At 41.5% G+C, this 15769-nt stretch carries 13 protein-coding genes; 4 read left to right on the forward strand and 9 right to left on the reverse strand.

From position 1 onward, the window contains the following. Nucleotides 1–9: 9 nt before the first annotated feature. Nucleotides 10–906 carry a DUF8428 domain-containing protein gene (locus J0X13_RS09035; protein ID WP_207071117.1) on the reverse strand — a complete coding sequence of 299 codons (897 nt, stop codon included), beginning with the start codon at nucleotides 904–906 and terminating at the stop codon, nucleotides 10–12. A gap of 48 nt (nucleotides 907–954) precedes the next feature. Here J0X13_RS09035 and J0X13_RS09040 point away from each other — a divergent pair, with 48 nt between their 5' ends. Together J0X13_RS09040 and J0X13_RS09045 are read left to right on the forward strand one after the other, a co-directional pair. Continuing rightward, nucleotides 955–1653, forward strand: a complete 699-nt coding sequence (locus J0X13_RS09040) for a ComF family protein (protein WP_242535691.1) — start codon at nucleotides 955–957, stop codon at nucleotides 1651–1653. A 65-nt stretch (nucleotides 1654–1718) separates the two neighbouring features. Beyond that, nucleotides 1719–3338: an Ig-like domain-containing protein gene (locus J0X13_RS09045; RefSeq protein WP_207071119.1), complete on the forward strand. Its 1620-nt coding sequence runs from the start codon at nucleotides 1719–1721 to the stop codon at nucleotides 3336–3338. On the opposite strand, the gene J0X13_RS09050 is transcribed toward J0X13_RS09045, so the two are convergent. From J0X13_RS09050 to katG, 3 genes are all read right to left on the reverse strand, one after another. Further along, nucleotides 3322–4098 (reverse strand): amidohydrolase, encoded by a 777-nt coding sequence (locus J0X13_RS09050; RefSeq protein ID WP_207071120.1) that lies wholly within the window; start codon nucleotides 4096–4098, stop codon nucleotides 3322–3324. The genes J0X13_RS09045 and J0X13_RS09050 overlap by 17 nt on opposite strands. After that, the gene (locus tag J0X13_RS09055) at nucleotides 4099–4575 is read right to left on the reverse strand and encodes an ankyrin repeat domain-containing protein (RefSeq protein ID WP_207071121.1); all 477 of its coding nucleotides are present in this window, start codon (nucleotides 4573–4575) and stop codon (nucleotides 4099–4101) included. 99 nt (nucleotides 4576–4674) lie between these two features. After that, the gene (gene katG, locus J0X13_RS09060; protein ID WP_207071122.1) at nucleotides 4675–6897 is read right to left on the reverse strand and encodes a catalase/peroxidase HPI; all 2223 of its coding nucleotides are present in this window, start codon (nucleotides 6895–6897) and stop codon (nucleotides 4675–4677) included. A 236-nt stretch (nucleotides 6898–7133) separates the two neighbouring features. On the opposite strand from katG, the gene J0X13_RS09065 reads away from it, so the two are divergent. Beyond that, nucleotides 7134–7664 carry a lipid-binding SYLF domain-containing protein gene (locus J0X13_RS09065; protein WP_207071123.1) on the forward strand — a complete coding sequence of 177 codons (531 nt, stop codon included), beginning with the start codon at nucleotides 7134–7136 and terminating at the stop codon, nucleotides 7662–7664. Between the two features lie 52 nt (nucleotides 7665–7716). On the opposite strand, the gene J0X13_RS09070 is transcribed toward J0X13_RS09065, so the two are convergent. The 5 genes from J0X13_RS09070 to J0X13_RS09090 form a co-directional block, all read right to left on the reverse strand. Continuing rightward, the gene (locus J0X13_RS09070) at nucleotides 7717–8178 is read right to left on the reverse strand and encodes a hypothetical protein (protein ID WP_207071124.1); all 462 of its coding nucleotides are present in this window, start codon (nucleotides 8176–8178) and stop codon (nucleotides 7717–7719) included. Nucleotides 8179–8247: 69 nt separating this feature from the next. Continuing rightward, nucleotides 8248–8685, reverse strand: coding sequence for a hypothetical protein (locus tag J0X13_RS09075; RefSeq protein ID WP_207071125.1), 438 nt, complete (start codon nucleotides 8683–8685; stop codon nucleotides 8248–8250). Nucleotides 8686–8696: 11 nt separating this feature from the next. Continuing rightward, complete coding sequence (locus J0X13_RS09080; RefSeq protein ID WP_207071126.1) at nucleotides 8697–10352, reverse strand: hypothetical protein; 1656 nt, start codon at nucleotides 10350–10352, stop codon at nucleotides 8697–8699. Between the two features lie 157 nt (nucleotides 10353–10509). After that, nucleotides 10510–11874: a DUF5689 domain-containing protein gene (locus J0X13_RS09085; protein WP_207071127.1), complete on the reverse strand. Its 1365-nt coding sequence runs from the start codon at nucleotides 11872–11874 to the stop codon at nucleotides 10510–10512. 10 nt (nucleotides 11875–11884) lie between these two features. Then, nucleotides 11885–14617 (reverse strand): TonB-dependent receptor, encoded by a 2733-nt coding sequence (locus tag J0X13_RS09090; protein ID WP_207071128.1) that lies wholly within the window; start codon nucleotides 14615–14617, stop codon nucleotides 11885–11887. Nucleotides 14618–14717: 100 nt separating this feature from the next. Here J0X13_RS09090 and J0X13_RS09095 point away from each other — a divergent pair, with 100 nt between their 5' ends. After that, on the forward strand, nucleotides 14718–15755 hold the full coding sequence (locus tag J0X13_RS09095; protein ID WP_207071129.1) for an endonuclease/exonuclease/phosphatase family protein: 1038 nt from the start codon (nucleotides 14718–14720) through the stop codon (nucleotides 15753–15755). Nucleotides 15756–15769: the final 14 nt, after the last annotated feature.

A 15769-nucleotide genomic window follows, 5' to 3' on the forward strand; every position in this document is an offset into this window, starting at 1 on the left:
AGTAGTATGCTATTTCAGCTGAAATTCAGTTGAAGCCAACAATCTTTCGTCCTCGAATACATTTAAGGTATAAATTCCTTCGGGCAAAGATCCTTCCGGAACGGTGATGGCATCGCAAATACTGATTTCTTTTCCGGTATATACAATCTCAACTTTTTTGCTGTAAGTGTTTCCGCTTACAGAAATTGTATTGGCATTATCCTCGATTATGGCCATATTGGGGTCCAAGAACTGAAGGTATAGCACTTTGATATCGCCATCGGAATTGGGGTCGCTCAAAATAGTAACACATCCCCTCAGCTTTTCGATTACCGAAGCCTTATTGGTTTTTATGGGTCTGCCCGCCCTTAGTCTAAATCCACTGCCTTCGGCATCCTGCAGTTTTAGATAACTTTTGATTCGCAATTCACGAGTAAGTTCTTTATTGGTCTCGCGAAGTAAAGATTCGGTTTGTTGCATGCTACTGGCCCTCCCTCGAAGCTCCTCGAGTTGCTTTAAGGTTTCATCATATTTGCTGGCCAATAAGCTATTGTTATACCGAAGAAAATTGTTTTTGAGCTTTAAACTGTCAAATCGCAATTCCAATTTCCGAAGTTCTTTTCTGGTTTCCTTTAATTTGGTGATGCTGAAGTTTAACCTTCCTACCGAATCCAACAATTGCTGAACCCTAAAGCGGGAGGTTTGCAACTCAATTTCATTTACTTCATTCAATCCGGACAAACGGTCAACTTCCGCTCGCATCAAGGTAAGGTCTTTCACCAAAAGTGACTTTTCCTCCTCCAAATAGATCATTTGGTTTTTGGATTGAGCATAGCTGTAATAAAAGGCAATAAGAATCCCCACAATTACCGCGGCCATAGCGGCAAAGATAATTTTGTAGTTGAAATTGTTATCTTGGGAGTTCATGGGGTTGACAGACTACTCTAAAATGTAAAAGATTTGACACCAAAAAGGTTGGCTAAGATAATAAACGAGATTAACAACATCCTATTGCCAAGGGTATGTTTTGGATGTAATGCCCAATTATTTAGTGGAGAACACATTTTGTGTACCGTTTGTCGACATGATGTGCCGCTCACCGATCATAACTATCTGGAAGAAAATGCAGTGGACCGTATATTTTATGGAAGAACTCCGATAAAAAAGGCTGCTTCTTTTGTTTTCTTCTCAAAAAATGGACACATAAAAAATATGTTGCACTGGTTGAAATATAAAAACCAGGAACAGATCGGTAGCTTTTTTGGTGAATGGTGCGGTACTTATTTAAAGGAAAATGGACAGCTAAATTCTATCGATGCTGTGGTACCCGTTCCTTTACATCCTAAAAAACTCAAGAAACGTGGTTACAATCAGGTGGCATTATTTGCCAAAACAATAGCTTACCATATTGGGGCCGAATATTGTGATGATTGGCTGATAAAAGTGAAGAACATAAAAACCCAGACCAAAAAAGGCCGACAAGGCCGTTGGGAAAGTTCCAAAAATGCATTTCAACTCAATGAATCCCAAATGCAAAAAAAATATGGCCATATCCTTTTAGTGGACGACGTCATCACTACCGGAGCTACCATCGAATCTTGTGCACACACGCTTCTTCAACAAAATGATTTGGAAATTTCTGTTTTAAGCATGGCCATGGTGCCAGAGGGTTAAAATTTACTAATGCGGCGTTTCATTTTTTAAATTAGTTGTTTCTTTGTTCCACATTATTTTTAGGCATGGTGCACTTAAAAAAATTGTTGGGACTTCTTTTTTTCACTTTTATGGTTATGGCCTTATGGCAATGTGCCAAAAGGGGTTCTCCAAGTGGTGGCCCAAAAGACACTAAACCTCCGGAGTTAGTTAGGGCCGAACCTGAAAATTTTACAACAAATTTCAAATCCACTAAAATACGCCTGTATTTTGATGAGCTCATCAAGTTGGAGGATGTACAAAACCAGTTGGTGGTCTCCCCTCCATTTAAGAACGCTGCAGAGATAACCCCAATGGGAGCGCCCAGTAAGTATATTGAGGTCATCATTAAAGATACGCTTAGGGAAAATACAACTTACACCATCAATTTTGGTCAAAGTATTGTGGATAACAACGAAGGGAATCCCAATAGTTTTTTGAGCTATGTATTCTCAACGGGAGACTATTTGGATTCTTTAACGCTTTCGGGAGCCGTAAAAGACGCCGTGAACAGAAAAGCGGATGAGTTTATCAGTGTAATGCTTTATGCGATCGATAGCACTTATAGCGATTCCATCATCTACAAAGAACCGCCTTTGTACATCACAAATACAGGTGATAGTCTTCCTCTTTTTGAATTGCAAAACCTAAAAGCGGGAAAGTATGCGCTATTTGGCCTAAAAGATGTGAACAAGAACAACATGTTCGACCAAGGACAGGATAAAATCGGATTTATTGAAGATACCATCACTATCCCAACAGACTCCATTTACTTATTGAACTTGTTCAGGGAAGAGTTAAATTATAAAGCTTCCGTGCCAAGCCTGGTTGCCAAGAACAAGATTATTTTCGGATATCAGGGAGACCCTAGTGATATGAACATCCAAGCCTTGACTTCGCTACCCGATTCCGTTACGACCACTATTTTAAAAGAACGGGACAAGGACACCTTAAATTATTGGTTCACCCCGACCGAATTGGATTCCATTAATTTTACGGTTGAGAATGATAAGGCACAGGTGTTGGACACTTTTACCGTAAAAATGAGGGAACTGCCCTTGGATTCCCTAAAACTTACCTCATCCGCTAGCGGAAAGTTTGATTTTGAAGATACATTCAGTGTTTTGGCAAATACGCCCATTGCTGTTTTGGACACTAGCAACATTTCCCTAATGGTCAGTGATTCCATTCCTGCCAGCTACACCTATACACTCGACACATTAAAAAATAAGGTGGATTTTGATTTTGAATTGGAGCCCAACCAAAAATATACCTTTTCCTTTTTACCGGGTGCCATCACCGATTTTTTTGGGGTACAGAACGATTCGCTTGATTACAATTTGTCCACAGGGAGTTATGCTGACTACGGTAACCTAAGAATAGTTTTAGGAGGCGACGTAACTTATCCCGTAATTATGCAGTTGACCAACGAAAAAGGGGAAGTACAACGAGAAATCGCTGCTTCTGAATCCCAAATCTTTGAGTTCAACAATTTGGATCCCGGCAAATATGTGGCCCGGGTAATTTTGGATGAAAACGGAAATGGTAAATTGGACACAGGCGATTATCTAAAAAAGATTCAACCCGAAAGCGTAAATTATTACCCGGGAGTTATTGATGTCAGGGCCAACTGGGAGATGGAAGAAACCTTTATCCTATCAAATTAAAGCGGTCCCTATCCTCCAAAAACCTCAATTTTTTTCTTGTTGACTCAATATGCTCTTTATCCAAAGTAGCGTACAGAATTTTTTCATCTTCAGAAAAAGCCAAGGTTTCGCCCAAAACGTCATAAACTGCAGAATGACCGGGGTATTCAAAATCCAATCCGTCCTTTCCTGTTCGGTTTACACCAATACAATAGGACATGTTTTCAATGGCCCTTGCCTTTAGAAGTGTATCCCAAGCATTGATTCTTTTTTTGGGCCAATTGGCCACATAGATCAACACATCATAATCCTCCGTATTTCTGGCCCAAACAGGAAAGCGCAGGTCATAACAGATCATTGGGCAAATTTTGAACCCTTTATATTGAAAAATTAGTTTCTCATGGCCTGCCTCGTAAACTTCATCTTCACCCGCTAGTGTAAAGGTGTGTTTTTTATCGTACACCTGGGTACGACCCTCTGGTGATATAAAAAATAATCGATTGAAGAATTTGCCGTTTTCTTGAAAAACAATGCTTCCGACAAGTGCTTTATTTTGTTGTTGGGCAATTTGTTTCATCCATTTTACCGTACCCTCTCCTTCAGATAGTTGAATATTTTCAGGTTTCATGGTAAACCCCGTAGTGAACATTTCCGGTAGTACGATCAAATCAACATCAGCAGGAATGCCCGCTATTTTCTCTTCAAACATTTTTCGGTTGCTTACCGGGTCTTCCCAGTATAAATCAGTTTGAATCAAAGCAGTGTTCAAGGTTGAGGGCATCTAGTATTTTTTTAAAAGTTCTTCCAATTCGGTATTTCCTTGCTCCAGAACAAGATCCATCGCAGTTTTTCCCCTAGTATCTTTTACAGATGTATCTGCACCATGTTTTAAAAGCAGTTCGGCAATATCCTTCCTATTGAAGGTTACGGCATAAATCAGACAAGTGGCCCCCATGGCATTTTTTTGGCTAACGTTGGCCCCAGCTTTGATCAATTTTTCGGCAATATTGGTATAGCCCTTAAAACAAACACCCATGAGTGCTGTATTACCGGAACCATCCAAGGCATCCACTCGAGCTCCTTTGTCCAGTAAAAATTGCACCATATCCTCATGGCCATAGTATGCTGCCAGCAATAAGGGTGTGGACCCTCTTTGGTCTTGGGCCTCCAAAAAATCCGGGGCGTTCTCCAACAGGTTCGCTACCTCTTTTAAGTTCCCGTTTCTGATGTTATTGAAGAGTTCTTCTTTGTTGTTCATAGCTAATTGAAAGTTATAAAAAAACTGCCACAACCTTGCAGGCCATGGCAGTCTTTGTGATTAATTTCCTTTTTCTATTTTATGCTTTGTTTGGATTGATTAATCCAAGTCAAAGCGATCTAGGTTCATAACTTTGGTCCAAGCGGCCACAAAATCTTTCAAGAACTTATCTTGGGAATCACCACATCCATAAACTTCCGCAATTGCACGAAGTTCGGAGTTGGAACCAAAAACAAGGTCTATACGGGTTCCGGTCCATTTTACTTGGCCAGTTTTTCGGTCTCTGCCTTCAAATAACTGTTCATCACCGGAAATATCTTTCCACTCGGTTCCCAAATCCAATAGATTCACAAAAAAGTCATTGGTCAAGGTCTCAGGTTTATCTGTGAACACCCCGTTTTTGGAACCATCTTGGTTGGTGCCCAACATTCTCATACCTCCAACAAGAACCGTCATTTCTGGGGCGGTCAACATCATAAGTTGAGCCTTGTCCACCAACAGTTCTTCAGCAGGAACACTGAACTTCCTTTTTGTGAAGTTCCTAAATCCATCGGCCAGTGGCTCCAAAGCCTCAAAAGCCTCTACATCGGTTTGTTCAGCAGAAGCGTCCGTTCTACCTGGAGTAAATGGAACAGTAATATTTTTACCGGCATTTTTTGCAGCCTTTTCAATAGCCGCAGATCCACCGAGCACAATCAGGTCTGCCAAAGATATTCTTTTGTTCCCTGACTGGGCTTTGTTAAACTCTTCCTTAATGCGCTCCAAAGTATCCAACACCTTTTTCAATTGTTCTGGATTGTTCGCTTCCCATTTATTTTGGGGAGCCAAACGAATACGTGCTCCATTAGCTCCTCCTCGTTTGTCAGAATCCCTATATGTAGATGCTGAAGCCCAAGCTGTACTAACCAATTCGGAAACACTCAAGCCAGAAGCCAAAATATTGGCCTTCAACTCCGTAATATCCTTATCATCCACCAAATCATGGTCTACTGCAGGAACTGGATCTTGCCAAATCAACTCTTCCTCTGGTACCTCTGGTCCCAAATATCGAGAAACGGGACCCATATCCCTATGTGTCAATTTATACCAAGCACGTGCATAGGCATCGGCAAATTCCTCTGGATTTTCAAGGAAGTGTCTTGCAATTTTTTCATAATCAGGATCCATACGCAATGACAAATCGGTCACTAGCATGAACGGAGCATGTTTTTTACTTGGGTCATGGGCATCAGGGACTGTTCCTGCACCAGCGCCATCCTTGGGTTGATATTGCCAAGCTCCAGCTGGGCTCTTGGTCAATTCCCATTCATACCCAAACAAGTTTTTCAGGTAAGTATGGCTCCATTGGGTTGGTGTATCGGTCCAAGCCCCTTCCAAACCACTGGTGATGGTATCGGAACCTTTTCCCGTACCAAAATTATTCTTCCATCCCATACCTTGCATCTCGATAGGAGCTCCTGCTGGTTCAGGTTCCAAGTATTCTGCATCGGAAGCGGCACCATGGGTTTTACCAAAGGTATGTCCACCTGCAATAAGAGCTACGGTTTCATAATCATTCATGGCCATACGACCGAAGGTCTCCCTAATATAGTGAGCTGCTTCTACAGGATCTGGATTGGCATTATGCCCTTCTGGGTTAACATAAATCAAACCCATATGGGCAGCACCCATTTGTTTCTCAAGTTCGCCGTCTTTATTGTAACGTTCCTTATTGGCCAACCATTCTTTTTCCGAGCCCCAGTAAATATCTTCTTCTGGCTGCCATATGTCTTTACGGCCACCAGCAAAACCGAACATTTTTAAGCCCATGCTTTCATGAGCCACATTACCGGCCAAAATCATAAGGTCTGCCCAAGAAATCTTTTTACCATATTTCTGTTTAATAGGCCATAGCAACAATCTTGCTTTGTCCAAGTTGGCGTTATCAGGCCAACTGTTCAATGGAGCAAAACGTTGGTTTCCCGTTCCACCGCCACCTCGTCCGTCCGAGATACGGTAAGTACCGGCACTATGCCATGCCATCCGTATGAAAAATGGTCCATAGTGTCCATAATCCGCAGGCCACCAATCTTGACTATCCGTCATTAATTCCGTTAAATCCTTCTTGACCGCTTCCAGATCCAAGGATTCGAATTCCTTAGCATAATCAAAATCTTCATCCATTGGGTCTGCAAGTGATGAATGTTGCCTAAGGATGTTCAAATTCAACATATTGGGCCACCAATCTCGGTTGGAGGTTCCTCCTCCGGCAGCTTGATTCATTTCGCCGTTTAAAAATGGGCACATACTTTCGTCTGCTCCATTTGCCATTTCTTTACTCATGATATTATAGTTGTTTTTAAATAGATTTTCAGAATAATAAAAATACAAAATCACACATCCTTATCATAGAGGTTTAATATTAAAATACTATTAAAACATAGCTGTTCTCTATTGTGGATGGATTCAGTATAGAAAAATCTTCACCCATATGCCTTTCTTAACAATTATTGGGAAAGCCCAGCCCAAAATCTGCGACTAGGTTTTCTAACTTTGAGTGAACAGGAAAAATAAAAAGTATGAAAACGATAAAATCCATCCTAGTAATCAGTGTACTATTACTAGGAACAAGTGCATTTGCACAAAGTAAAAAAGATAGGAAAATAATGGCGGATGCACAAAAGGCAAAAACCACCTTGTTGGAGACAAGTCCCGGTTTGGAGCGCTTTTTTGATGAGTCCGCAGGCTATGTGATTTTTCCCAATGTGGGGAAAGGTGGTTTTATTATCGGTGGAGCATCGGGAAACGGTGTGGTTTACGAGAATGGCAACGCCGTGGGCATGGCCGACCTTAAAAAACTGAACATCGGATTGCAAGCTGGCGGACAGGCCATTATTGAGGTGATTTTCTTTGAAACGGATGTGGACCTACAACGCTTTAAAACCGAAAAATTCCAGTTTGCTGCGGAAACCTCTGCGGTGGCCTTGAAATCTGGGATTGCCTTTGAGGCCAAATACAAAGATGGGGTGGCTGTTTTTGCCTTGCCAAAAGCGGGCCTAATGGCCGATGCCTCGGTGGGTGGACAAAAATTCAAGTATAAGGCTTTTTAAGCATTCTGCCATTGTACGTATAAATTGGAAGTCCCTTTTAAAAGGGGCTTTTTTATTGCAACTGTAGTGGAACAGGGTTTTGCCATTGTATTTCCCTAATCATTTTGTTCCTTTTTCGCTTTTTCAGATAAGAATTGGCCAACAATGGTATTGATACACTGATTTCCATGGTGCCCAGAGCCATCAATCCTCCTCCAAGAAGAGTTGCACCCATATTTTCACAGAAATCCGTATCATCACAACCACTATCCTGAGAATAAATCAAACTTGCTCCAGTAAGCATTACCAATCCCAAACCTACAAAAGTACTCCCAATGGTAAGACTGTTCTTTCGCTTTCGATCCATATCTAAAATTTCGCGCAACTGTTCTTCGTTTGTCTCGCTCTGCTCAATGAGATAGACATAATCAAGCCCAAATTTTTCTAACCGTTGTTGTTGCTTAAGGGAAAAGTCTTGGGCGTACAAATGCATGGAACACCAAAAGCCAATTGTAAAATAGATTATATTTTTCATGATATTATTTTAATTTGTTTAGAAAACCAGCTCCTTTAGGGATTGGGCATTATAATTGGACTCCTTGCATTAATTACATGTACCATTGCAATCCATAGCATTGTTATAATCCTCTTTTGTAAACACAAAATCCTCTATGAAATCATCCGAATGAATACAATAGTCTATGGGGTTCCTTTCGTTTTGGTTGCACTCTTCTTTGAAAATTGCATACCGTTCGTTATTATAAATCACTACAATAGAGTCCATTAAACGACTCCCTCCAAGAAAAACTTTAAAATTGTATTCACTCGGCGGCAATCCGTCTCTAAATACCTTTTCCACTTTTTCATTGACAGCCAGATTGGTAATTTCAGGCTCTGCATCTGGAAAATCAGATCTGTAACTTTTGATCACAATAGGTTTTCCACTTTTATTTTCCATGGAATAGTAATAGACATCCCTCTCGCCAAAATTTTCACCGCATGCAATAAGCAACAGGGCCAATAGAAAGCATATATTCTTCATACTTTTTAAATTTAATCCTTCCAATTGTTAAACAGTTCATCCAAATATTTTTCGGTAGCATTGTTATATTTGTTCTTGATATTGTCTCGCCACTGGTTCCATGATTTGGCCCCAACCAAAGCCTCTTCCAATTGTTTTATGGTATATCCTTTAACCCTGTCAATGGGAAAATCATCACCATAAAAATTTCTCTGGTTGACATCATCGATCATATCATGCCCTGCCGAAGTATAGAAAGGTTTACTTTTGATTCGTTGATATTGTAAGTTTACATTTTCATAATTATAGTGTGGTTTATTATACTTGTTTCTGTATCGATTTAAAGCAAATGTAACTTCTACGGTTGCGGCCCAGGTTTCCAACAATCTACGACGGTTTGCTCCCGTAGGCCCAGGGTTTTCACAACCATTAAAAGAAGTACAGGGTCCGTACCAAGCATCCCAGACCACAGCATTGTATGCATTTCTGTCCACTTCCCTATGTGCCGCATGGGCCAATTCATGAACTATGGTCCCATAAACTTTATCTGATCTTGACTTCCATTCCAATAAGGAAATGTCACTGCCAAACCAAATCCTTCGTGCCTTTACATAGGATGACCTATCATTTTTTTGACGTGCCGCTATTTTCAACTGCCTTTTTAAAATATGATTCCGTGGAGGGGATGTTAACCCAAATCTACTACCATAATAATAGTCCATGGCACCTTGGTGAATAAGTGCATAGTACTGTTGTCTATCATTGACCACCTTACTTAATGAACTTCCCAAATTTACATTCCAATCCCCTCGTTTTTTAGGACCATTCAACATAGCCTGCCCATAAGTGCCTGCCCGTATACTAAATTCGTACCTATCCCATTTGATACTGTAATTGGCTTTTCGCCTAAATCTGCCATTGCATGAAAACTTTCCATTTTTATCCGTAATCCCCCTTCTTGTGGTAAACCATCTTCTAGCCCTTACTTTGATACCGGAAACACCAACAAAAGAATTGGCTATGTAATCATAAACCTTAATAATACCTGAGGGTCTCCATTTTCTTTTGGCAGTCAATGCGTCTCCTGTTTCATCATCTAAATTACCTGTTAATCGCAAAGATTCGTCAACTAGTTGATATATAGTTTCCTTGGCCGCGAAAGCGGGTTTAGAACCATCATCGGGGTCATTGTCTTCATCTGGAACAAAAAGCTCTTCTAAAACCTCATAATCTATGTTTTCTGGAAGTCCATGATTTATGGGAACAGAAGCGTATTGATATGTAGGTTGATCTGTAGGAATTTCCGGATCATGGTAAAAGTCGCCAGTTTCACTGATTTCAAAATCTAAAGGAATATCATATAATGCCAGAGTAGAATCCGTTTTAAGTGTTGAAAGTTCCTCTTCTGTTTTAGGTTTAAACCTAACATATATGTGGGTTGCTTCAATTTCTCCATCTTTTGATACTTTTGATTTTTCCTTTAAACTTTCCCAAGCCTTCCTCATATTCGCCACAGAATAGGGGTTCTCCAGTTTTTTGCCAAGCTTGATCATTTGCAAAGTATCCCTTTCCTCCAGATCAACTTGTTGTGTCTCTTCGGGTATTACCGCCTCTTTTTCGCACGAGGCCAACCAACAAATCACCATGGCAATACATACATTGGCCCAATACATTTTTCTTTGTTCCATAGTTAAAAGAATTAAAATGTTCTTGGGGTATGCTGTTCCTTAGATAAGTTAATGAAATGAAATGCCCAGATCTGGGCCCGATTAACGGATGGCCCTTTTGGGTCGACGGATGCCCGTTTTCAATTAATGATGGGGAAGCTATAGGTACAATTGTATCTCAATCTCGAACCCCTGGGGCAAAGTCCTCGGGGGCATTTTGGGGCAAATCCGTTGTGCCCGCCCCTCCTGAATCATTAAAAATGGTCCACTCACCAAAGGTGAAGGTTGGGTTTCCTTTCGAGATCTCTGGCTTACGAATGGCTCTTCCATCCTCAAATTCGTGATTGGTTCCAGAGCCATCCTCCCCAATAACTCCAAACACATCGATCACGGTACCAAAAGGGTCTACCAATTCCAGATTATCATCTCCGTTGGAGTCTGCAGGACTGTTGGTGGATACGCTCAAATTGGGGGCAAATCCATAGACCAGTTCAAATTCCTCTGCATTGGGAGATATGACCAGTGTACTCTCGGCATCAATACTAAACCCCGACAGATCGATGGAAGAACTTACTTCCGTATTATCGTTGGTATACCTGCGAAGGGTCCACAGGTTTAAATCCAAAGGTTCGGGAGCCGAGTTGTAAAGCTCCACAAAACGGGCGCTGGCATTGTTGTTCGGGTCGGCCAATTCAGAAATAAAAATTTGGTTGGAAGTGAACTCGGTAATGATTTCAGGACACCTTTCTTTGGTAAAGTTTACATCATCCAAAGTGCGAATCACCAATTGAGGGGTATCGCCGTTCCTGATTAAAATCGCCGTGAGCGTTCCATTTGCTTCGGGCAATGGTTCAGCTTGGAAATCGGCATAACCACTATTTACAAGCGAAATCTCGTTTTCTTCACAATCCATTATCGTTCTTTCTGTTTCTTCTTGGGCAACGGCATAAGTTTCTCCCAAGATTTCTTCAGCGAATTCAACATTTTCCAATTGCACCAATATGTTTGATGGTAGCTTATCCAATTCGGGAATGGTTGCAACCACAGGGTCAGGGGTCCCTCCACCATCGCACAACACAAAAAGATGGTCAAAAACCTTTCCCTTTGGCAATCTTCCAATGGAAAGGTTTCCAAAAGATGAAAAAACACTCCCTACTCTAATGTTGCCACTTCTTTTGCCCAGATAAAGGTCCTTCAGCTTTAACAATACGCTGCTCCCCACCGGAAACTGCAAATGGGATTCCCTCAAATCCATTTCCAATTGAATCCCCATTGATGGATTGCCCAGTGCATCTTGCAGGTACAGCCGTCCAAAAAAATTGCCTGCTCGGTCGGATGAGATGACGTAGCCTTCCAAAATCAGATCTTCTTGAATCTGAATCACATCGTCTTCTACTAAGGAATCCAACTCGGCAAAAGTGATGTTGGCCACCATGTCGCTTGTGCAATTCCTTTCAATTTCATCAAATTCCCTTCCATCCACACAACATAAAAGGGAGATCAAAAGGATAGTTCCAATAATTTTAAAAAACACAGTTTTCATAAGAAGTATATTAAAAGCTAATGGCCAAATTCAAGAAATAGGTTCTTCCGTAGCTGTACCAATATTTTGGCGCGAAGGAGGGCGAGCCACTCAGGTTATCTTGTTTCAACTGACCAAAATTCCCGTTTCTGCTCTGCTCGTAGCCACCCGTACGGAAAACCGTATCAAAAACATTATTGACACTTGCAAAGAAGCTGATGTATTTACCATCGATGAGCCAAGATTTACCTCCGACCAGATTGAGCAAGTAAATGTCGTCCAATTGGTTTTGCTCTAGCAATTTGTCAATATGCTCTTCCGAAGCATCTGGAAATGGTTCGCCCGTTTCAGGGTCTATCAAAAAACTGGAAGTTCTGGTGATCGTTGATAGATTGATGTAATTATTGGTAAGATAATTGGTGGTGCCGCTTATCCACCAGTACTTTGGAGCTCGGTAGGATACTCCCAGCGCAAGTGCGGTTTGTGGTCCTTGGGCCAATTTTAGATTTTTGAGGTCGGCAATACCCAAATCAATATTTCCCTCGGGAGCGATAAGGTCCTCTTCAGCACCTGATGTATCAAAGTTAATTTGAATGAATGGATCGCTAGCATACACATAATGGCCCACATTCCCGGCAGCGGTCAATTTTACGCTGGATGAAGCTTCGTACTCGAATCCAAACTCGATGCCTTTATGGAGCTTGTCCAATCCTGTTATCACTTCCTGAACAAAATCGGAGCCCAATCCTGAATCCACAAAAAAGAAATTGATATCGGTAGTATGCTGAAACCTTGTATAAAAAGCACTTATCCGTGCCGTTAAACCCGGTAGACGTACAAAATAGCTTAAATCCACACTGCTTACCATCTCCTTCTGAAGCCCAGGAACGGTTTCATTATTTTCTCGCGGGTTGATGAATATATTTTGGATAATGGGTGGTCTTTCCACCAACGCTGCATTGGCCGTAAACCAATGTCTTCCCGTTACGAAATAAGTAAAGCCTCCTTTGTATGCCAAATTGGAGAATGCTATTTTCTCTCCCGTTCCAAAGGAATTTTCCAAATAGCGCTCGTTTTTGAAGAAGCCATCACGTTGCACAGTAAAATTGGAATACAAAGCCGATATAAAACCATCCCATTTCTTGAAGGTCAATTGAATTTGGGCAAAGCCTTCCATTTGGGACGCATCTAAATTATAGTTGTAATTGAACTTTTCGCCCTCGGTTTTCTGTAGTTCTCCATCACTGTCGTTCAAAGTATTGGAAAAGGTATCCATATCCTCATGGTATGTAGCCCCTAACAAATCCTGAATCACTGCATAGTTCCCAGATGTCGTGGTTTTATAATTCCCGCCAAATCCAAGTTGGATCAAGTTGCCCACAGTGCAAGTAAAACTTGTAGCCCCAGAAATGGTCGTGTTCTGGGCAACATCATCATACAGTAAATAGGATGCTTTTTCTCCAGTATTGGCATTGGCTTTATAAAGTTGTTCCCAATTCAATTGAGGATTTTCCAAAAATGCGTCTTTCGCCAAATTTGCATTGATGAAATCCGCTCCAATGGAACTGTTGATGTGATAACTGGGCAAATATCGGTAGTACGTTGGGTCGGGATTCGGCGCATTATAATAGCCAAGTCTACTTCGGGAGTTGATTCCTGTTTGATAGGCCACTCCAACATTCCAATTTATATTTTTCTTCTCCAAAGCGTAATTGAAGAGAAGCAAAGGCTCAAAAATCTCCCGCTCCCTTGAGTTGCGAATTTTACCACCTTGCTTGCCCCAATACGGATTGTACTGACCTCCCATCAAATCAAAAACCTCTTCGGTCAAAGCAGAGGAACGCCCACGACGGTTACGTGCCAGTATAGAGGTAAACGTAATGCTATTTTGCGGGTTGAATTGATACTCTAGGGCAGCGAAAAACGAGTAGGCATCGTACAAGGTTCCCTTTACAAAACCTTCTTTGGCCCATCGGCGCGAAGCGGATACGGAATAGGCCAACCCGTTTGGTTTTTCTCCTGAATTATAAGTTGCCATCAACCTACCGCGATAAGTACGATTCGATAAAGATGAGGATAGACGTAAACCAGGTCGAAAACCAGAAGGTCGGGTATTGATGTTGGTGTTGCCCAAAATTCCACCGAAGGTATTAGAATTCAACCTTAGGCTATGGGTAAATTCTTGATTGCGAACAACATCATTAAGTCCACCCCAATTGTTCCATTGTGGCCTGCCGTCAAAAAATTTGTTCATTGGAACACCGTTCATCAGTACGTTCCCGTTTCTTGAATCGTAACCCCGAACTTTAAAAAATGCCTGTCCAAAATCAAACGCCGCACGGTTCAGAAATATATCTCGTGTGGATTGCAACAACCCCATGGAGCTGGAGACAGCTTCAAAATCTTCGGAAAGGTCGCCATCGGTAAGTGAAATCAGATTATCGGTTTGTTCACGGGCAATATCCCTTTCCAGATAAATCGACCCTAAATCAATCGGATTTCCTTCCAGATAGACCGAAAACCGTTTTGTAATAAAATCCAACACGGATATTTGGAGTATTTGCTCCCCAGTTTGCAACAATATGATTTCAAACTTTCCCGAGGTATCAGTTGCGAATTTTTGAGAAATGTTTTCCAGGGTAATCGTTGCATTCGAAATGGGGATATCCGTAGACTTCTCCATCAATTGCCCTGTAATTCGGGTACTTTGTTGTGCGTACAGCGATGTACAACAAAGCACGGCCACTATTATGGCTAGCCTCATAGCTTATTGTAGGTTAATTAAGAAAAAGGGGGTGTAATTGCTGTACAAACTGCAAGAAAGCTAACAATTGTACTTATTTTAGCTTCAAAATCAAAATAAAATGCGATTATTAATATGCCTACTTGTATTAATATCGACCTCACTTTACGGACAAAAGTCCAAGACATACACTCTAAGAACGATTGCTTTTTACAACTGTGAAAACCTCTTCGATACGGCAAATGACTCCCTTACTTTTGATGACGACCGTACCCCCGAGGGACGTTATCATTGGACGCAAGAGCGTTATCTGCAAAAGGTGGAAAACCTATCCAAGGTTATTTCCCAAATTGGTGCAGAAACCTCCAAAACCTCCCCGGATATTGTGGGGCTTTGCGAGGTTGAAAATCTGGCCGTGGTCGAGGATTTGGTGCAACACCCAAATTTACAAGGGAAGGATTATGGCATCATTCATTTTGATTCGCCCGATGAGCGCGGAATCGATGTAGCCCTGCTTTACAAAAAGGCTTCGTTTATACCCTCATCATTTAAGAGCCACAGGCTTTTGTTATTTGATGATTTGGGGGAACGCGAATATACCCGTGACCAATTGGTAGTGGGCGGCACTATGGACCGTGAAAACATCTATTTTATCGTGAACCATTGGCCATCCCGTAGGGGCGGGGCAGCGAAAAGTTCACCTTTGCGTATACGCGCTGCCTTGCTCAACAAGCGAATCATTGATTCGATCCAGGAATTGGACCTCGATGCAAAAATCATTGCCATGGGTGACCTAAACGATGACCCCATTGATGACAGTTTGAAAAAAATACTGAAAACAAAAGGTAAAAAACGTCAATTGGACAGTGTGAGCCTTTACAATGCCATGGAAACCATGTTCGAAAAAGGTGTGGGTTCCCTTGCGTACCGAGATAAGTGGAACCTTTTTGATCAGCTTTTTATGACGGCAAACTTGATAAACCAGGACAGAACAACACTTTCATTCTGGAAAGCGGGCATTTTTGCGCCACCATTTATCCGAACGGACAAAGGACGATTTAAAGGTTACCCATTACGGACGTATTCCGGTGGTACATATACCGCTGGATATAGCGACCACTTTCCTGCGTATTTGTTTTTGTTGAAAGAGGTGCGGTGATGATTTCCAGTGAA

It is taken from the genome of [Muricauda] lutisoli (nom. illeg.), assembly GCF_017313105.1.
Taxonomy (GTDB): Bacteria; Bacteroidota; Bacteroidia; order Flavobacteriales; family Flavobacteriaceae; genus Flagellimonas; species Flagellimonas lutisoli.